Annotated in this window: 13 protein-coding genes, 2 tRNA genes and 1 pseudogene; 5 read left to right on the top strand and 11 right to left on the bottom strand. The window is 73.0% G+C overall.

Annotated elements, in window-relative coordinates:
• The first annotated feature begins 98 nt into the window (after nucleotides 1–98).
• Both ACIP5K_RS14105 and ACIP5K_RS14100 read left to right on the top strand, forming a co-directional pair.
• Nucleotides 99–2,267, top strand: a complete 2,169-nt coding sequence (locus tag ACIP5K_RS14105; RefSeq protein ID WP_401409057.1) for a DEAD/DEAH box helicase — start codon at nucleotides 99–101, stop codon at nucleotides 2,265–2,267.
• A gap of 203 nt (nucleotides 2,268–2,470) precedes the next feature.
• On the top strand, nucleotides 2,471–3,259 hold the full coding sequence (locus tag ACIP5K_RS14100; RefSeq protein WP_401409055.1) for a hypothetical protein: 789 nt from the start codon (nucleotides 2,471–2,473) through the stop codon (nucleotides 3,257–3,259).
• Between the two features lie 28 nt (nucleotides 3,260–3,287).
• Here ACIP5K_RS14100 and ACIP5K_RS14095 read toward each other — a convergent pair whose 3' ends face one another.
• The gene (locus ACIP5K_RS14095; protein ID WP_401409053.1) at nucleotides 3,288–5,516 is read right to left on the bottom strand and encodes a glycoside hydrolase family 3 N-terminal domain-containing protein; all 2,229 of its coding nucleotides are present in this window, start codon (nucleotides 5,514–5,516) and stop codon (nucleotides 3,288–3,290) included.
• Nucleotides 5,517–5,828: 312 nt separating this feature from the next.
• On the opposite strand from ACIP5K_RS14095, the gene ACIP5K_RS14090 reads away from it, so the two are divergent.
• Nucleotides 5,829–6,884, top strand: coding sequence for a biotin/lipoate A/B protein ligase family protein (locus tag ACIP5K_RS14090; RefSeq protein WP_401409051.1), 1,056 nt, complete (start codon nucleotides 5,829–5,831; stop codon nucleotides 6,882–6,884).
• A 39-nt stretch (nucleotides 6,885–6,923) separates the two neighbouring features.
• On the opposite strand, the gene ACIP5K_RS14085 is transcribed toward ACIP5K_RS14090, so the two are convergent.
• The 3 genes from ACIP5K_RS14085 to ACIP5K_RS14075 all read right to left on the bottom strand — a co-directional run bounded on the left by ACIP5K_RS14085 (nucleotide 6,924) and on the right by ACIP5K_RS14075 (nucleotide 9,535).
• Nucleotides 6,924–7,793 carry a hypothetical protein gene (locus tag ACIP5K_RS14085; RefSeq protein ID WP_401409049.1) on the bottom strand — a complete coding sequence of 290 codons (870 nt, stop codon included), beginning with the start codon at nucleotides 7,791–7,793 and terminating at the stop codon, nucleotides 6,924–6,926.
• Between the two features lie 80 nt (nucleotides 7,794–7,873).
• Nucleotides 7,874–9,076 carry a damage-control phosphatase ARMT1 family protein gene (locus ACIP5K_RS14080; RefSeq protein ID WP_401409046.1) on the bottom strand — a complete coding sequence of 401 codons (1,203 nt, stop codon included), beginning with the start codon at nucleotides 9,074–9,076 and terminating at the stop codon, nucleotides 7,874–7,876.
• A 48-nt stretch (nucleotides 9,077–9,124) separates the two neighbouring features.
• Nucleotides 9,125–9,535 carry an SRPBCC family protein gene (locus ACIP5K_RS14075; protein ID WP_401409043.1) on the bottom strand — a complete coding sequence of 137 codons (411 nt, stop codon included), beginning with the start codon at nucleotides 9,533–9,535 and terminating at the stop codon, nucleotides 9,125–9,127.
• 142 nt (nucleotides 9,536–9,677) lie between these two features.
• On the opposite strand from ACIP5K_RS14075, the gene ACIP5K_RS14070 reads away from it, so the two are divergent.
• A complete protein-coding gene (locus tag ACIP5K_RS14070; protein ID WP_401409041.1) occupies nucleotides 9,678–10,532 on the top strand; it encodes an SIS domain-containing protein in 855 nt (284 codons plus the stop codon).
• Nucleotides 10,533–10,599: 67 nt separating this feature from the next.
• Here the strand turns inward: ACIP5K_RS14070 and ACIP5K_RS14065 are convergent, their stop codons facing one another.
• Nucleotides 10,600–11,487, bottom strand: coding sequence for a helix-turn-helix domain-containing protein (locus ACIP5K_RS14065; RefSeq protein ID WP_401409038.1), 888 nt, complete (start codon nucleotides 11,485–11,487; stop codon nucleotides 10,600–10,602).
• A 201-nt stretch (nucleotides 11,488–11,688) separates the two neighbouring features.
• Between ACIP5K_RS14065 and ACIP5K_RS14060 the strand changes: the two genes are divergently transcribed.
• The gene (locus ACIP5K_RS14060; protein WP_401409036.1) at nucleotides 11,689–11,958 is read left to right on the top strand and encodes a hypothetical protein; all 270 of its coding nucleotides are present in this window, start codon (nucleotides 11,689–11,691) and stop codon (nucleotides 11,956–11,958) included.
• A gap of 277 nt (nucleotides 11,959–12,235) precedes the next feature.
• Here the strand turns inward: ACIP5K_RS14060 and ACIP5K_RS14055 are convergent.
• The 6 genes and pseudogenes from ACIP5K_RS14055 to ACIP5K_RS14030 form a co-directional block, all read right to left on the bottom strand.
• Nucleotides 12,236–12,323: transfer RNA gene (locus ACIP5K_RS14055), tRNA-Leu, on the bottom strand.
• Nucleotides 12,324–12,513: 190 nt separating this feature from the next.
• A tRNA-Leu gene (locus ACIP5K_RS14050) sits at nucleotides 12,514–12,598 on the bottom strand.
• Nucleotides 12,599–12,804: 206 nt separating this feature from the next.
• Nucleotides 12,805–13,977 (bottom strand): sugar phosphate isomerase/epimerase family protein, encoded by a 1,173-nt coding sequence (locus ACIP5K_RS14045; RefSeq protein ID WP_401409034.1) that lies wholly within the window; start codon nucleotides 13,975–13,977, stop codon nucleotides 12,805–12,807.
• A 203-nt stretch (nucleotides 13,978–14,180) separates the two neighbouring features.
• On the bottom strand, nucleotides 14,181–15,578 hold the full coding sequence (locus ACIP5K_RS14040) for a nucleotide pyrophosphatase/phosphodiesterase family protein (protein WP_401409031.1): 1,398 nt from the start codon (nucleotides 15,576–15,578) through the stop codon (nucleotides 14,181–14,183).
• Nucleotides 15,575–16,747, bottom strand: coding sequence for a metabolite traffic protein EboE (gene eboE, locus ACIP5K_RS14035; protein WP_401409028.1), 1,173 nt, complete (start codon nucleotides 16,745–16,747; stop codon nucleotides 15,575–15,577). The genes ACIP5K_RS14040 and eboE overlap by 4 nt, the downstream gene beginning before the upstream one ends.
• Nucleotides 16,748–16,750: 3 nt before the next feature.
• A pseudogene (locus ACIP5K_RS14030) lies at nucleotides 16,751–16,982 on the bottom strand (hydrolase TatD); the annotation flags it as partial.

Genomic DNA, 16,982 nt, shown 5'->3' with positions numbered 1-16,982 from the left:
ATGCGGGGCCGTGGCGCCGCTCCCCCGCCCCACCGGCGCCGTCGGGCGGCGGCGCCGCCGGTGAGAGGATGCGGGGCCGAGGGAGAGGAGCCGGGGGGATGGGGCGCGGGGAGCGGGAGACGGTCGCGGGCGGTGCGCGGCTGCACGAGGCGGCACGGTCGCTGCTGGACGACCACGAGCGGGCGGTGCGGGCCGCGCGGGAGGCGCTGGCGCCGCTCCTCGACGACGAGGTGGCCCAGACGCTCGACGCGATGCCCGTGTCCCGCCTCCAGGAGGCGACCGAGGGGCGGCTGCGCCTCGACCCGGTCGAAGCGAGCGGCCTGCGCACGGTGCGGCAGGTGCTCGACGCAGAGCCGGGACGGCTCCAGCAGATCCCCGGCGTCGGACGGGTGACGTCGGTCCATCTCCTGGGCGCGGCACGGCGCCTCGCGGACGCGGTGCGCGAGAGCGTCGCCGTGCACATCGACGTGGACCGGCCCGAACCGCGCACGACGGCGCTCGTCGCCGCGCTGCACGTCCTGGTGGCGGCGGGCCCTGAGGGGCGGCGCGCGGTGACCGAGGCCGGCGCCCTGGCCCGGCGGCTCGGCCCGCTCCTGGAGACCGCCCGGCCCGTCGCCGGGCGGCTGCGGATGCTGGTCGCGGGGCGCGACGGACGGACCCGGGCCCTGGCGGCCGTCGCCGAGGTGCGCGGGATCGCCGAGGACGCGGCGCGGGCGGGCACCGGCGAGCTGCTGGCGCAGGCGTCCGTGGACCTGCTGCGCGGGCCCGCGTCCGAGGCCGCCGCCTGGGTCGACTTCGAGCTGCGCGCCGCCGAGTACTACGGGGTGCTCGGGGAGATCGACGGACAGGCCCCGGACACGGCCGCCGCCGAGGGGTACCTGCCCGCCGGGATCGCCGGCGAGGTGCGCGCCCAGCAGCTCACCGACACCGGGCTGCGGGTGTCGCTGCGCGGCTACCAGACGTTCGGCGCGCGGTTCGTGCTGGCCCGGCGCCGGGTGGTCCTCGGCGACGAGATGGGCCTGGGCAAGACCGTGCAGGCGCTCGCCGTGCTCACCCACCTCGCCGCCGAGGGGCAGAGCCACTTCCTGGTCGTCTGCCCGGCCGGGGTCCTCGTCAACTGGACGCGGGAGATCGAGAGCCGCAGCCGGCTGCGCGCCGTGCCGCTGCACGGGCCGGGGCGGCACGACGCGTTCGCCGACTGGAAGGGCCGCGGCGGTGTCGCCGTCACCACCTTCGACGCGCTGCGCGGCTTCCCCGCGCCCGGCGGCGGCGAGCTGGGCATGCTCGTCGTCGACGAGGCGCACGCCGTGAAGAACCCGCGCACGCTGCGCGCGCAGGCGGTCGCCGGGTGGGCGGAGCGCTGCGAGCGGGTCCTGCTGATGACCGGCACCCCGATGGAGAACCGGGTCACCGAGTTCCGCAGCCTGGTCCGGATGCTGGACCCGGACCTCGCGGACCGGCTCGACACGGAGACCGGGCTCGCCGGTTCGGTGGCGTTCCGCACCGCGGTCGCCCCCGTCTATCTGCGCCGCAACCAGGACGACGTGCTCACCGAACTGCCCAGCCTCCAGCACACCGACGAGTGGGAGGAGCCGAGCGAGCCGGACGAGCGGGCCTACCGCGCGGCGGTGGCCGCGGGGAACTTCATGGCGATGCGCCGCGCCGCCTACGCCCACCCCGAGGAGTCCGCCAAGCTGCGGCGGCTGCGCGACCTGGTGCGGGAGGCGGGTGAGAACGGCGCCAAGGTGGTGGTGTTCTCCTACTTCCGCGACGTCCTGGACGCGGTGCACGGCGCCCTCGACGCGTCGCCCCGTACCGGAGGACCGGTGTTCGGCCCGCTGACCGGCGGGGTGCCGCCCGCGCGGCGGCAGGCGCTCGTCGACGCGTTCTCGGCGGCGCCGGGACCCGCCGTGCTGGTGGCGCAGATCCAGGCGGCGGGCATCGGGCTCAACATCCAGGCCGCGTCCGTCGTGATCCTGTGCGAGCCGCAGATCAAGCCGACCCTGGAACACCAGGCCGTGGCGCGGGCGCACCGGATCGGACAGGTCAGGTCGGTCCGCGTGCACCGGCTGCTCGCGCCGGGCGGGGTCGACGAGCGGATGGTGCGGATCCTCACCACGAAGGACCGGCTGTTCGACGCGTACGCGCGGCGCAGCGCCACGGCGGAGGCGAGCCCGGACGCGTTCGACGTGTCGGACGCGGAGCTGGCCCGCCGCATCGTGGCGGAGGAGCGGGCCCGGCTCGGCGTGGACGACGCGCTCCGCTGACGCGCCGGGCCGCGCTCCGGCGCGCGCGTCCCGGTGTCCAGCTCCCTGTCCCGCGCCCCGATCCCCGAACGAGCCCGCCTGCGACGCCTCGTACGAGTGATAACTGCCCGTGATGATGAACCGGGGCGCCGCGGGTCCGCATCATCACCCCTGTCCGCATCCGCACCACCTGTCCGCACGACAGCGCCGATAAGGGGAAGACCATGGCATCCGACCGGGGACACGGGATCACGCACCGTGACGACCCGCGGGGCGCGCAGCTGAGCGGGCTGTTGACACGCCGCAGACAGAGCCTCGGGCTGACGGTGGAGCAGGCGGCGCGCGCCACGGGCCTCGCGGAGCACCGGTACAGCGCGCTGGAGAGCGGCGCGGGCCGCGGCTTCGACCTCTGCGGGCTCAAGCGGGTGGCGGGCGGTCTCGGCCTGAGCGGACAGGCCCGGGAGACCTTCCTGCTGCTCGCGGCGGAGCCGGACGTCACCCCGTACGACCTCGTGGAGCGGCGCGGGCCCACCATCGAGGAGCTGGCCCACATCGACCTGATGGAGCCCAACCCGGCGCTGATCGCGGACCACGCGTGGAACCTGCTGGCGGCGAACGGGGCGGTGGCGCGGCTCCTGGCCGACCCGGCGCGGGCGGCGGACGGGGAGTGCAATCTCGTGCTGTGGCTGCTCACCGAGGACGCCCGGCGGCGGTTCGCCGACATCGACGAGGTCCGCGCGGACGCCGTCGCCCGGGTGCGCGCGGCGCTCGCCCAGATCCCGGCGGACGTCCCGCTCCAGACGCTCGCCGGGCGGATCGCCGCCGATCCGCTCGGCGCCCGGCTGTGGCGCTCGCGGGCGCCCCGGCTGCCGGCCGAGGCGTCGGCGCGCAGGCTGCGGCATCCGCGGTACGGCGAGGCGTCGGTCCTGGTGACGACGTCCCGGCTGCCCGGCGGGCTGCATCTGGTCGTCCATCACGCGGCGCATCTGATCCAGGCTCCGGCGCCCCGCTGAGCGCGCGCGGTGACGTCCGGCGGGGCGGTCAGCCGACGTACGTGTCGCACCGCATCCGGCGTGCGTGCCCGACCTCGCGCACCGGGCCCGTGAGGGTGAGCGGCACGGTGTGGCGCACGTGTTCGGCGGAGGCGGCGACGCGCAGTTCGAGGGCGCCGGGCTCGACCGTGCGGCGCCCGTCGGCGCCGGTGTACGCGGCGAGGTCGGCCGGGAACGTGAACCGCACCTCGGCGCTCGCTCCGGCGTCGAGCGGCACCCGCGCGTAGCCGACGAGCCGGACCTCGGGGCGGGCGACGGTGCCGACGGGGTCGTGCAGGTAGAGCTGGACCACGTCGGTGCCGGGCCGGTCGCCGGTGTTGCGGACCGTGAGGCGGAGCGTCGTCTCGCCGTCGGTGGCGAACGTACGGGTGTCGCAGCGCGGCGCGTCCCAGCCGAACGTGGTGTACGACAGGCCGTGGCCGAAGGGGTGGAGCGGCGTCGGGTCGACGGTGCTGGGCACGCCGTGGCGGCCGAGCGGCGGTGCGAGGTAGGGGGCGGGCTGGCCGCCGGGGTGGCGCGGTACGCCGACGGGGAGCCGCCCGGACGGTTCGACGCGGCCGGTGAGGACTCCGGCGACGGCGGCGCCGCCCTCCTGGCCGGGGAAGAACGCCTGGACGACGGCGGCGGCCCGGTCGGCCCAGCGGCCGAGCGCGTAGGGCCGCCCGCTCAGGACGACGATGACCGTGGGCGTCCCGGAGGCGAGCGCCGCGTCCAGTATCTCCCCCTGCCCGTAAGGGAGTTCGAGGTCGGTCGCGTCGCATCCCTCTCCCGACGAACCCCGCCCGAACAGGCCGGACCGATCGCCGACCACGGCGAGGCAGAGGTCCGCGTCCGCCGGGTCGGTGACGAGGTCGGCGGCGGGCAGCTCGGCGCTCAGCGCCTCGGCGAGGGTCGGCACGTCTACGCCCGGCGGGAGGTCGGGGTGGTGAACGCCGACGTGCCGGGGGAACGTGTAGCAGCCGAGCATCGCCGCCTGTTCGCCGGCGAGCGGGCCGACGACGGCGAGGCGCGGGGCGGCGGGCAGCGGCAGCACCCCGGAGTCGTTGGCGAGGAGCACCACCGACTCCTCGGCGAGACGGCGGGCGAGGTCCCGCAGGTGCGGCGGGTTCAGGTCGACGGGAGCGGCGCCGGTGACGGGTTCCCAGTCCGGGTCGAGCAGTCCGAGTTCGCCCTTCTGGGTCAGGACGCGCAGCGCGGCCCGGTCGAGGAGCGCGTCCGGGGGCGGGTCGGTGACGTCGACGCAGCGCGCGGCGGGGAGTTCCACGTCCACGCCCGCGCCGAGGGCGAGCCGGGCGGCGTCCGCAGGGGACCCCGCGACGCGGTGGGCGGACTCCAGGAACGACAGGCCGAAGTAGTCGGAGACGACCGTCCCGGTGAACTGCCAGGCGTCCCGCAGGATGTCGGTGAGCAGTTCGCCGCTGGCGTGGCACGGGACGCCGTCGATGTCGTTGTAGGCGGGCATCACGGACCGGGCGCCGCCGTCGCGGACCGCCATCTCGAACGGGGGCAGCAGCACGTCGGCGAGTTCGCGGGGCCCGACCGGCGCGGGCGCGTGGTTGCGGGCGGCGCGCGAGGCCGAGTACGCGGCGAAGTGCTTCAGGGTGGCGACGATCCCGGCGTCCTCCAGGCCGCGGACGTAGGCGGTGCCGATGGTGGCGACGAGGTACGGGTCCTCGCCGATGGACTCCTCGGTGCGCCCCCAGCGTGGGTCGCGGACGACGTCGAGGACGGGGGCGAGCCCCTGGTGGACGCCGACCGCGCGCATCGACGTGCCGATCGCCCGCGCCATCCGGCCGACCAGGTCCGGGTCGAAGGTGGCGCCCCAGGCCAGCGGGGCCGGGAAGACGGTGGCCCGCCAGGCGGTGAATCCGGTGAGGCATTCCTCGTGCGCGAGGGCGGGCAGGGCGAAGCGGTTGCCGGCGCGGATGGTGCGCTGGAGCGCGGCGAGGCGGGCGGCGCCCTCGGCGGGTTCGACGGGCACGGTGCCGAAGGGGCGGGTCAGGTGCCCGAGCCCGTACGGCAGCAGCGCGTCGAGGGTGGCGCTGCGGTCGGCGTAGGTGTGCTGGCCCGGCGCCACCTCGGCGGCGGAGCCGTCGGGTTCGGCGCCGAGCCACACGCTGGAGAGCTGGGCGGCCTTCTCCTCGGGTGTCATCCGGGCGAGCAGGTCCGCCGCCCGGACGTGGGCGGGCAGGGCGGTGTCCTGCCAGGGCTCGGCCATGGAACTCCTCGGGGACGGGAACGGCCGCTCCGGGTGCCGTTCGGACGCGAGTACGCGGGTCCGGGCCGCTCGCGGGGCCGCCGCACCGGCCACGCACGATGCCGCCGGTACCGCCGCCGTCGAGGGCTCCGGACGCCCGCGCGGAACCGTAGGACCCGCGCGGAACCGTAGGACACGTCACCGGCGCCCGCCGGTCAAGCCCCACTCCCCTCTCCCGCCACTCGCGCCGCCCGGCGCCCCGCCCCCGGAATGTCCGGCTTCCGGTTAGCGTTGGCCGATATCGGACGATGCAGCGGTGGAAGGCGGCGCACAGTGCACGGCGAGTACAAGATCCCCGGCGGCAAGCTGGTCGTGGTCGATGTGGAGGTGGCCGACGGTGCGCTGAGCGACGTACGGGTCGCGGGCGACTTCTTCCTGGAGCCCGACGAGGCGCTGCCCGCCATCGACGCCGCGCTGACCGGCGCCCCGGCCGACGCGGACACGGCGGCGCTGGCCGCGCGGATCGACGCGGCGCTGCCCGCGGGCACGGTCATGCTCGGCCTGACCACCGAGGGCGTCGCCACCGCCGTGCGCCGCGCGCTCGCCCACGCCACGGACTGGCGCGACTTCGACTGGCAGCTGATCCACGACGCCCCGCAGTCCCCGGTGCTGCACATGGCCCTGGACGAGGTGATGGTGGAGCAGGTCGCGCTGGGCCGGCGCCCGCCGACGCTGCGGGTGTGGGAGTGGGACCGCCCGGCGGTGATCATCGGCAGTTTCCAGTCGCTGCGCAACGAGGTGGACCAGGAGGGCGTGGCGCGGCACGGGGTGTCGGTCGTGCGCCGGGTGTCGGGCGGCGGCGCGATGTTCGCCGAGCCGACGTCCACGATCACGTACTCGCTGGCCGTGCCGGAGTCGCTGGTGTCCGGGCTGTCCTTCCAGGACTCGTACGCCTACCTGGACGACTGGGTGCTCGACGCGCTGTCCGACATGGGCATCAAGGCCTGGTACCAGCCGCTGAACGACATCGCGACGGACGTCGGCAAGGTGGCGGGCGCCGCGCAGAAGCGGGTCGCCGCCGGGCAGGGCGCGGTGCTGCACCACGTGACGATGTCGTACGACATCGACGCGGACAAGATGGTCGACGTGCTGCGCATCGGCCGGGAGAAGCTCTCCGACAAGGGGACGAAGAGCGCGAAGAAGCGGGTCGACCCCCTGCGGCGGCAGACGGGTCTGCCGCGCGAGGAGGTCATCAGCCGCATGATCGACTCGTTCCGCGAGCGGTACGGGCTCACCGACGGCGAGGTGAGCGCGCAGGAGCGGGCGCGCGCCGAGGAGCTGGTGCGCACCAAGTTCGGCACCCCGGAGTGGACGGCCCGCGTGCCGTAGACCGGGGTCCGCGGGGCGGTCCGCCGGTGCGGACGGACGCTACTGGCAGGCCACCTGCTCCTTCGTGCCCGGCCAGCGCTCGACGGTGCCGTCGGCGTCGCGCACGTACGCCCGTGACCTGTCCGGCGCGAGCCACAGTTCCCGGCCGGCGTCGCGGTAGCCGGTGTCGACGGCGTCGGAGGGCAGCGGCACGTCCTCGGCGTAGGTCGACGACAGGCCGTCGAGGTCGGCCAGCACTCCCCGGGCGTCGCGGAGGTACTGCCGTCCGCGGCGCCGCCCGTCGTCGCCGCGGTCCAGGGTCACGAACTCCACGTCCTGCCAGTCGCAGTGCTCGGCGCCCCGCCAGCTGACGACCTTCGCGGTGGACACGGCCCTGCCGTGCGCGTCCTCCCAGACGCGGACGGGCAGCCGGGCCCGGTCGCGGGCCCGGAACTCCGACGGGTCGCAGCTCGCGTACGTCTCCGCGAACCAGCCGCGCCGGTCCTCGGCGACGACCACGGCCGCCCGGGTGCGGCCCGCGACGTCGTACGAGTAGAGGACGCGGTGCCCCCGCCCGGCCTCCGCGCGGTAGCCGCGGACGGGCATCTCCTCGGATCCGTCCCCCGCGTACCGGGCCAGCGCCCCGGCCGCCGAGTCGGCTCCGTCGTCCCCCGCGCCCTCGTCGGCGGCCGCCCCCGCCTCGTACGGCCGGGCCGCGCACTCCAGCGCGAGCAGTGCGGCCCCGCCGCCCCGCAGCCGACCGTCCTCGCCCCGAGCGGGCGCCTTCGCCCTCAGGGGGCCGGTGTACGGCGTCGCGGGCGCCGCCGATCCCTCGGCGATCAGCCCGTCGGGGATGTCGCTCCCGCAGGCCGTGAGCGCCAGCAGCCCGACCACGACGGGCACCGACCGGTGCAGCGCGTTGCGCGTCATTCTCGTACCACCCTCCCCGCACGGCGCCCGGTGCGCCGTGCGGCCCTGGGACGCCGGAGGGTGCGGAAACGTTCAGCGCGTCACGGGCGGACCTGGATCACCGCGTGGGTCCCGGCGGTGCGCCAGGAGCCGTCGGGGGCCGACGCGTCGAGCGCCCGCCCGGTGGGGGCGTCGAGGCCCACGACGACCTGCGACTTCAGGGTGCGCAGCGCGGCGACCGGACCGGGGAAGTACGCGGTGCGCTCGGCGAACGGCTCCGTCGCGGGCCAGAGCCGGTCGCCCACCAGGCGGCGGTAGTTGAGGTCGCCCTTGAGGAGGGTGACCGTGGCGGTGGCGAAGTCGGCGCGGAGGTCGTCGGGCATGTCCGCGTACGGCAGCGGGGCGCAGGAGAAGGGGTGGGCGCGCACCGCCAGGACGCCGTCGGCCATCGCCGACCAGAGCCGGGTGCCCGCCGCGTGCGCGGCGCTGCCGGCGTCGGCGCCGGTCAGGTGCCGCAGCGCGTCGACGACGTCGGCGGTCGTGGCGTCGGAGACGTAGTACGGGTACGGCTTGACGTGCAGCACGACGCGGACGGCCCGGCCGTGGCTCAGCAGGTGGTCGGCGAGGAGGAGGTCGGGGACGAGTTCGCGGCCCGCGTTGTCGGCGACCAGGTACACGGTGTTCGGCGCGCCCTCGGGCAGCAGGCGCCACAGGGCGTCGGATTCGTCCACCAGCACGGGTGGGCGGGGTGCGTCGGCCGCGCCGCCGTCGGCGTCGCCGGCTCCCATCCGGAAGCCGAGGTCGGCGCGGTTGCCCCACAGGGAGCCGTGCAGCAGGGCCGCCGCCTGTGCGTCGAGGGGCCGGTCGGCGAGGTCGTCGAGGGCGGCGCGTTCCGCGTCGGCCTCGGCGGTGTGCAGGTCGGCCAGTTTGAAGGGGCGGAACGGGTCGACGCCCTGCCAGGGGCCCGGGCCGAAGTAGCCGACGGCGTCGAGGAATCGGCGGTAGAAGTAGCTCTCGGCCCACAGGAACGGCGCGGCGAGCCAGGACCGGCCGACCTGCTCCGCCAGCCCCCAGGCGTCCCAGTGGGCGCGCCCGGGCGCGTCGGCGGGGAGGGGCCCGATCACCCCGTCGGTGCTGTCCCGCAGCAGCGCGGTGAGGGCGCGGCGCTGCTCGGGCGCGTACGGGAAGGCGTCGAGCACCCGGCGCACCAGCGCCGGGTGCCGGTCGACGAACACGCCGTGCGGGAACGAGCCGGGCTCGTCGCTGACGATGACGGGAGCGTCGGGAGCGGGGTCGGACAGCATGCGGCCTCGTCGTACGTCGTTCTGCTGCGGTCGGTGGGACCGCCGATGCTACGTGCCCTCGACCAGGGTGCGGAGGCGATCGAGGTCGGCGGCGACCGTGTCCGCGTCCCGCTCGAAGTCGGCGTCGCTCGTCCCCGGCCGGCGGCGCAGGGTGAAGACGACCTCGCTCCCGTCGCCGTCGGCGATCACCCGGACCGGGTTGTGGACGGTCTCGCCGGACGGCAGCGTGACGTCGTGGTCGAGGACCCCCAGGTCGTTGCGCGGCACGAAACGCACCTCGACCCGGCCCAGCGGGGAGGAGTCGGCGATCCACCGGCCGTCGATCTCCTCGATGGTGCCGCCCAGGCCGTGGGCCCAGGACGGCAGGTTCAGCGGGTCCGCCGCGTACGCGTAGACCTGGTCGGCGGTGCGGCGGATACGCACGTCGATGTGGCGTGATCCGGTGTCGGAGCTATTCATGGGGCGATGCTAAGGGACCGCGGACGCCGCCCTCTTGAACGAATCGGACCGGGCCCGCGCCGGGCGCCCCTGGTGCGTCGAGTACCGTCCTGGGAAGGGAACGCGCAGGTGAGTGAGTTGCGTTGGACAGCCCGGGGGGGCCATGAACAGAGAAGACGACCGCGACACCCCATCGGCGGAGCACGGGGTGGAGGGGCAGCCGGACTGCTGGACGCGCGCCGCCGAACTGGCGGCGCGCCACCGCGAGGTGCTGCCGCGGCGCGGCGAGCGGGTCGCCGTCGTCGGCTCCGGCGCGTCGTACGCGATGGCCCAGGCGTACGCGGCGCTGCGCGAGGCGGAGGGGCACGGCGAGACGGACGCGTTCAGCGCGTCGGCGTTCCTGTACGGCCGCGAGTACGACCGCATCGTGGCCCTCACCCGCACCGGCACCGCGCCCGTCATGCAGCGGCTGCTGGGCAAGGTGCACGACAGCGTGCCCAGCGTCGCCATCACGGCGTCGCCCGACGCGCCGGGCATCGCCGACCACACGCTGCGCCTGGACTTCGCCGACGAGCCGGCGGCGGCGATCGCCACCCTCTTCCCCACGACGGTGCTCGCGCTGCTGCGCGCGCACCTGGGCGAGAACCTGGACGACGCGACCGACGACGCCTACGAGGCGATCGAGGAGTCACTGCCCCAAGTGCTGCTGGGGGCGAGCCAGTTCACGTTCCTCGGATCGGGATGGACCTACGGCATCGCGGAGGCGGCGGCGCAGCTGATGCGGGACAACGCGGGCACCTGGGCCCAGGCCTACCAGGAGCCGGAGTACCGTCCGCGTCCCGTGGAGCCGGGGCGGCAGGGCGAGGTCACGTGGGTGTTCGGCGACGTGCCCGAGCGCCTCGCCCAGGCGGTGCGGGAGGCCGGCGGCACGCTGGTGTCGTCCGCCCGCGACCCGCTGGCCGAGCTGGTACGGGTGCAACGCCTCGCGGTCGCCGGACCGGCTCGGCCGGTGACCTGAGCGGTTCCGGTGCCGGTGCCGGTGCCGGTGCCGGTGCCGCGGGTCCTCTCGGCAAGAACCCCGATTCTCACCAATCCCAAGCGAACCCACAGTTTTCATTCCGCATGCCACAGAAGTCCCAGAAGTAGAATCCGTTAGCACTGTCGGGCAGAAAGTGCTCCGGTTGCGGCGGAAATTTGTGCTCGTTGCTGCGTATGCCGCGGAACTGTCGAATCCTCTTGGGCAGGCATGACCGAGAGAACTGCACCCGGATGGAGAATCGGCTGCAATCACGCGTCGCCGTCCACTTCAACAGGGGCATCGTCCTGACGTCACTGTCCACACTCACCTTGTAGGAAAAAGTCAGCGAGCCCTCGTCACCCCTAATTCCTTTGCTGTAGTCCAAGACTGGCAAGATCAGGGAGCCCTGACCCTGTTCGATTTTCGCAATCTCACACCCCATTCCCGCCTCGACAGTCAGAACACCTGAACGCTGGTCGGCGTAGTAGTCCTGATAGAAGGAGTAATAGATTGCACCATCCTGAAGTGGTGTCACCGTCACCACGGCAAAGAAATCGTCGATGACCCCGAGCTCGTTGAACTGGTAGAAGTGCTCTACGCGGTCCGTCCGGTAGGACTTGGCAATCTCATCAGCAGAAGAGTCAAGGGTTATCCGCCTGGAGGCACCGGACTCAACCGGAGCTTTGCCGCGCAGACTCCGCTTGCGGGCCTCACTCTCTTCTTTCACCTCTGAGAACACAGCGTGGAGCTTTCTCGGGTCGCCGCCCATCTCGACGTAGATGCCGATCAACTCAGCCGACGGCACGACGCGGCCGTTCTCGACATTAGAAATATGACCGGAGCTGTAGCCGACGACTTCGCGCGTGGTCCTGCCGGCCTTCTGTCGCGCCGCTCGCATCAACCCACCGAGACGTGCACGTGCTTCGCCCTGAGGTTCCGCGCTTTCGGTGCTCACCCACACCCCCGTGCTTGCTTGCCCCTGCTCGGCTTGCTTGCTCGATTTTTCCTCTGGGCAAGCGTGCGGCGCCCTTGAAACCTTGAGGCCGTCCGCCGAGGCCGACTGTGTGCATCCCCCACGTCAGGCGAGATCACCATCAACAGTCGGCTGCGGTCGGGGCATTCAAGCCTAGCGGCATCACCACGACAGGAGTCCCCCATGGGCGAACTGCTCGAACGCGACGGTGTGGTCAAGACCAACAACCGCGCCGGCGACTATGCAGCAGAAATCCGGCGACGCAACCCACTACGCCGCGAGATGACACCCAGGATCGAATCGCCGCACACCGGCCTGCTCACGAACGTATCGGCATACCCCTGCCGCTGGCGTGCGGCGCGTGGCTCGCAGAGGCAGCTAGCCGCGCACCCCAAGCGGACGGCCAAGAAGGTCGACGAATGGGGGCAGGCAGCGTCGGGCGATTCCTCGTGAAGCGCCACCACCAGCCGTCCCCAGGCACCCACTGGCGGCGCTGTCACCTGGTCATGAAGTCATGGCGACGCCTCCGGCAGGCGGGGCCACCGCACCAGCTCACACCTCGCGCCGTGCGCCGGCACCTCCTGGAGGAGCTGTGCGTGCTCGACCTCGAAGCCACCAGGGAAGGAGGCGGATCGCCTGGCTGAAGGTGGCGGCGAGTGCCCGCAGCACTCCTGCCCGCATACGCGGAACCCCGGCCTCAATCGAGACCGGGGTTCACATGACCCTGCTGTGGTGTCCGAGGGGGGACTTGAACCCCCACGCCCGATAAAGGGCACTAGCACCTCAAGCTAGCGCGTCTGCCATTCCGCCACCCGGACGGGGTGTGCGCCGCCTTGCGCGGGGTGTTCCCGCGGCGACACGGAGAACCATACCAAGACTTCGGGGCGCCTCTCACCTGCATAAACGTGCCTCACGGGCAGCGCTTCGCAGCAGGTGTCGGCGACAACGACGAAGTGCCGACCGGAATCTCTTCCGATCGGCACTTCCGGCCACTTTCGTGACGCTGTGTGTCCGAGGGGGGACTTGAACCCCCACGCCCGATAAAGGGCACTAGCACCTCAAGCTAGCGCGTCTGCCATTCCGCCACCCGGACGGGGTGTGCGCCGCCTCGTGCGGGGTGTTCCCGCGGCGACACGCACCACAATACCAAGGTTTCGGGGCGTCTTTCACCTGCGTATCCGGAGGCAGGACGGAGGGCTGCGTCGCAGGTCAGGGCACTGCCGGGGCGGTACCGCGGAGGGAGGCCCCGCGGCACATCCCGGCCGCCGAGCGCGGCCGGGCCCCTCCCGCCGCCCGGCACTACTTCTTGCGCAGCGCCGCCAGGTTGTCGTAGCTGATCTTCGCGAACCTCAGGGACTGCCCCAGATCGGTGGCGCTGGGCGCGGTGTCCTGTTCGATCATGGGGTTGTGGTAGTTCTTCTGGCCGACCCGGCTGAAGAACGTCCGGTAGTCGATGACGCCCTCGCCGAAGGGCGTCATGTCGTAGCCCTGGCCGTTGGTGTCGTTGCGTGTGCCGTCCTTGGCGTGGAAGAGCGGGTAGCGCTTGTCGTGGGCGCGGACCAGACCGGCCGGGTCGAAGACCTTCTCGCGCTGGGTTCCGTCGTGGGCCGTGTAGGTGTGGAACTTGTACTGGGCGACGTGCGCCCAGAAGATGTCCATCTCCAGCCATACGGTCCGGGGGTCGCTGACCTTCAGGAAGTACTCCAGCTTGCGGATTCCGGAGCTGCGGGTGGGACGCCCCTGGTCGTCCAGGGGGCCGCCGTCGAGGAGGAAGCCGTACGCGGCGTCGTGGTTGTGGGTGTAGAGCTTGATCCCGGCGCGGCGCGCGAGGGCGCCCAGGGCGTTCCACTTGTCGGCGGCGACGTCCCAGTCGGCCTTGTACGAGCTGTTGGTGGGGTCGCCACCGGTGCCCATGTGGTCCATGCCGAGGATGTTGGCTATCTCGAGGTGCTTCTTGAACGTGTCGATGTCCGCCGGGGTGAGCGGCCACGACGAGGGGATGAAGCCGTGGTTGCCCTGGGCGCGCAGCCCGTACTCGTCGAGCCAGGAACGCAGCAGCCTGGCGCCGGCGACCGTTTCGAGGTTGGCTCCGCCCGGGGCGTTGGCGTGCTGGCCGTAGCCCGCGAACTCGACCTGGCGGTAGCCGTAGCGGGCCAGCTCCTTGAACACCTCGCGGAAGCCGGAGGGCAGGTCGCTGGAGAGCGGGTCGCGGCCGGTGGCGTCGCGCACGGTGTAGAGGATGATGCCGCGCTTGTCGTGCGGCACGAGTTCGTGGCCGTGTCCGTGGTCGTGGCCGTGGCCGTGTCCCCCGCGCTGGGCGAAGGCGGGCGCGGCGCCGAGGACGGGCGCGGCGATCGCTCCCGCGCCGACGGCCGTACAGGTGCTGAGGAAGCGGCGGCGGTTGATGCCGAGACGCTGTCTGAGGGCCTCGTCGGCGGACGGGGTCACGGGGGCGTCCTGGAAGTCGGTCACGGGTGCCTCTTTCCGGTTCTCGTGTTCTCGTGCGGATGCGGATGCGGATATGCGGGTGCGGCTGCGGATATCGGGGTGCGGGGGCGGGTGCGGGTGTTGAGGACGGATGAGTGCGGTGCGGACGTCACTGGCGTGTTGCCGGTGACGTGTGCTTCACTCTCTGTAACTGCTCCTCCGTGGAGGGCCTTGGGGAGGCGTCTGCCTCAGCTCAGGCCTGCCAGCTCAAGGAGCAGCGCTTTCACGGCGGTCGCGGGGACGCGGCCGGGGAACGCATGGGGGGTGGAGCTGATGAGGACTGGTCCGTCGTCACTGTCGGTGTCCGAGGGGAGCCGGCCGTGGCTGCCGCGGATAGGAGACGGGTCGAGCGGGACGACGGCCATGCGGTAGCGCATGCCGAGCTTCTTGCGGGCGAGCGCGGTCGCGGCCTTCACTTTGACGTAGGGGTCGTGGGGGTCCATGAACAGTTCGACCGGGTCGTAGCCGGGTTTGCGGTGGATCTCGACGAGCTGCGCGAAGTCGGGCGCGCGGGCGTCGTCGAGCCAGTAGTAGTACGTGAACCAGGCGTCCGGTTCCGCGACGGCGACGAGTTCACCGGAGCGCGGGTGGTCGAGGTGGTGGGCCTTCTTGCCCTCGTCGTCGAGGAGCTGGTCGATGCCGGGGAGGTCGGCGAGGGCCTCGCGGGTGGCGGCGAGGTCCTCCGGGCGGCGCACGTAGATGTGGGCGATCTGGTGGTCGGCGACGGCGAAGGCACGTGAGGCCATCGGGTCGAGGTACTCCATGCCGTCCTGGGTGTGCACCTCCAGCAGGCCGGCGCGGCGCAGTACCCGATTGATGTCGACGGCCCGCTCGACCCGGGTGATGCCGTACTCGGAGAGGGCGACGACGGTGCGGCCCTCGGCCTTGGCGTCGTCGAGCAGCGGGGCGAGCGCGGCGTCGAGTTCGGCGGCGGCCCGGTACGAGCGGGGGTCGTCGGGGCCGAAGCGTTGCAGGTCGTAGTCGAGATGAGGGAGGTAGCACAGGGTCAGGTCCGGGTGGCGGGTGGCCATGACGTGCCGGGTGGCGTCGATGATCCACTGGCTGGAGACGAGGTCGGCGCCGGGGCCCCAGAAGTGGAAGAGGGGGAACGTGCCGAATTTCTCGGTGAGTTCGTCGTGCAGGTCCGGGGGCCGGGTGTAGCAGTCGGGTTCCTTGCGGCCGTCGGCGTAGTAGACGGGTCGGGGGGTGATGGTGATGTCGGTGTCGGCGCCCATGGCGTACCACCAGCAGATGTTGGCGACGGTGTAGCCGGGGTGGGCGCGGCGGGCGGCGTCCCAGAGTTTGTCGCCGGCGACGAGACCATTGTGCTGGCGCCAGAGGAGGACGTCGCCGAGTTCGCGGAAGTACCAGCCGTTGCCGACGATGCCGTGCTCGCTGGGCATGGTGCCGGTCAGGAAGGTGGACTGGGCGGCGCAGGTCACCGCGGGGAGCACGGTGCCGAGGGCGGCCCGGGTGCCGGACTGGCCGAGCGATTTGAGGTGGGGCATGTGGTCGAGCAGTCGCGGGGTGAGGCCGACGACGTCCAGGACGAGGAGGGGGGTCGGCTGTGAGGGTGCGTCGGTCATGGCAGTTCCTTCAGGCCGAGGTCCGTCAACAGGTCGCGGGCGAGGGTGAGTTCGGCGGCGATGCCGTCGGCCAGTTGGGGGCGGGCCCGTGGGCGCAGCTCCTGCGGGAGCGCCTGCCAGGTGTACGTCTCGACCTCCAGGTGGCGGGTGAGCGGGTGCGGGCCGCCGACCAGGCGGGTCAGCGTGTCCTTGAGGACATCGAGGGTGGAGGTGAGCGGGGCGGCGGGAGCCGCGTGCAGCGGGACGTGGAAGTGGGCGCGCCAGGCGCTGTCGTGCGGCAGGGCGGCGCCGTCGAGGGCGGGGCCGAGGTCGTCGGTGCCGCGCAGTCCGCGGCCGGTGCGGGTGCGGGTCTGGTGCAGGAAGCGGGGCTCGTCGAAGGCGGCGAGCGCCGCGCGGACCGCGGGTTCGTGGGGGTGTTCGGCGTGCAGGGCGGCGGAGAGCTGGGTCTTGACGATGGGGAGACGTGCGGCGGCGAGGCCGTCGAGCGCGGTCTCCGGGTCTTCGAAGGAGGTGGCGAGGTGGCAGGTGTCGAGGCACAGGCCGATACGGTCGGGGCGGTCGACGGCGGTGAGCGGGGCGATGGCGTCGGCGGTGGTCTCGACGACGCAGCCCGGTTCGGGTTCCAGTCCGACGCGGATGGAGCGGCCGGTGAGTTCTTCGAGGGCGTCGAGCCGTTCGGCGAGGGTGACGAGTGCGGCACGGGCGGTGTCGGCGCGCTGGTCGTCGTAGGCGGTGTGCCAGGCCAGCGGGAGGGTGGAGATGGTGCCCTCGGTGACGTCGGCGGGCAGCAGTTGGGCGAGCAGCCGCGCCAGGTCGCTGGTGTGGACGAGGCGTTCGGGGTCGGCCCAGTCGGGCCGGTAGACGCGGTACTTGACCTCTTGGGCGCCGAAGCCTTCGTAGGGGAAGCCGTTGAGGGTGACGACCTCGAGGCCGCGGCGGTCGAGTTCGGTGCGCAGCCCGCGCAGGGCGGCCGGGTCGGTGATCAGGGAGCGGGCCGCGTCCTTGGCCAGCCAGAGGCCGATGCCGAGGCGGTCGCGGCCCAGGCGGCGGCGGACGGGCTCGCAGTGCTCGCGCAGCTGCGCCAGCACCCCGTCGAGGGTCTCGGCGGGGTGCACGTTCGTGCAGTAGGCGAGGTGGACGGTGGAGCCGTCGCGGTGGCGGAAGCGCACAACTCACGCTCCCCCGCGCAGAATCGAGTTGCCTTCATGAGTGGGCGACGCCGGTTCGACGAGATCCAGGCGCAGGCGGCCGCTGAGGGAGTAGAAGGCGACCGGGTTGCGCCACAGCACCAGGTCGACGTCGTCGTCATTGAAACCGGCCGCCAGCATCGCCTCGCCGACCCGCCGGGTCTTGAGCGGATCGCTCCTGCCCCAGTCCGCGGCCGAGTTGACCAGCACCTTCTGC

It is taken from the genome of Streptomyces sp. NPDC088785, assembly GCF_044750685.1.
Classification (GTDB): Bacteria; Actinomycetota; Actinomycetes; order Streptomycetales; family Streptomycetaceae; genus Streptomyces.
This window is presented reverse-complemented; position numbering and strand designations above follow the sequence as displayed.

Bases quoted from the DNA above. Each gene is read 5' to 3' on its own strand.
- ACIP5K_RS14105 (WP_401409057.1), top strand. From the start codon at position 99: ATGGGGCGCGGGGAGCGGGAGACGGTCGCGGGCGGTGCGCGGCTGCAC.
- ACIP5K_RS14100 (WP_401409055.1), top strand. From the start codon at position 2,471: ATGGCATCCGACCGGGGACACGGGATCACGCACCGTGACGACCCGCGG.
- ACIP5K_RS14095 (WP_401409053.1), bottom strand. From the start codon at position 5,516: ATGGCCGAGCCCTGGCAGGACACCGCCCTGCCCGCCCACGTCCGGGCG.
- ACIP5K_RS14085 (WP_401409049.1), bottom strand. From the start codon at position 7,793: ATGACGCGCAACGCGCTGCACCGGTCGGTGCCCGTCGTGGTCGGGCTG.
- ACIP5K_RS14080 (WP_401409046.1), bottom strand. From the start codon at position 9,076: ATGCTGTCCGACCCCGCTCCCGACGCTCCCGTCATCGTCAGCGACGAG.
- ACIP5K_RS14075 (WP_401409043.1), bottom strand. From the start codon at position 9,535: ATGAATAGCTCCGACACCGGATCACGCCACATCGACGTGCGTATCCGC.
- ACIP5K_RS14070 (WP_401409041.1), top strand. From the start codon at position 9,678: ATGAACAGAGAAGACGACCGCGACACCCCATCGGCGGAGCACGGGGTG.
- ACIP5K_RS14060 (WP_401409036.1), top strand. From the start codon at position 11,689: ATGGGCGAACTGCTCGAACGCGACGGTGTGGTCAAGACCAACAACCGC.
- ACIP5K_RS14040 (WP_401409031.1), bottom strand. From the start codon at position 15,578: ATGACCGACGCACCCTCACAGCCGACCCCCCTCCTCGTCCTGGACGTC.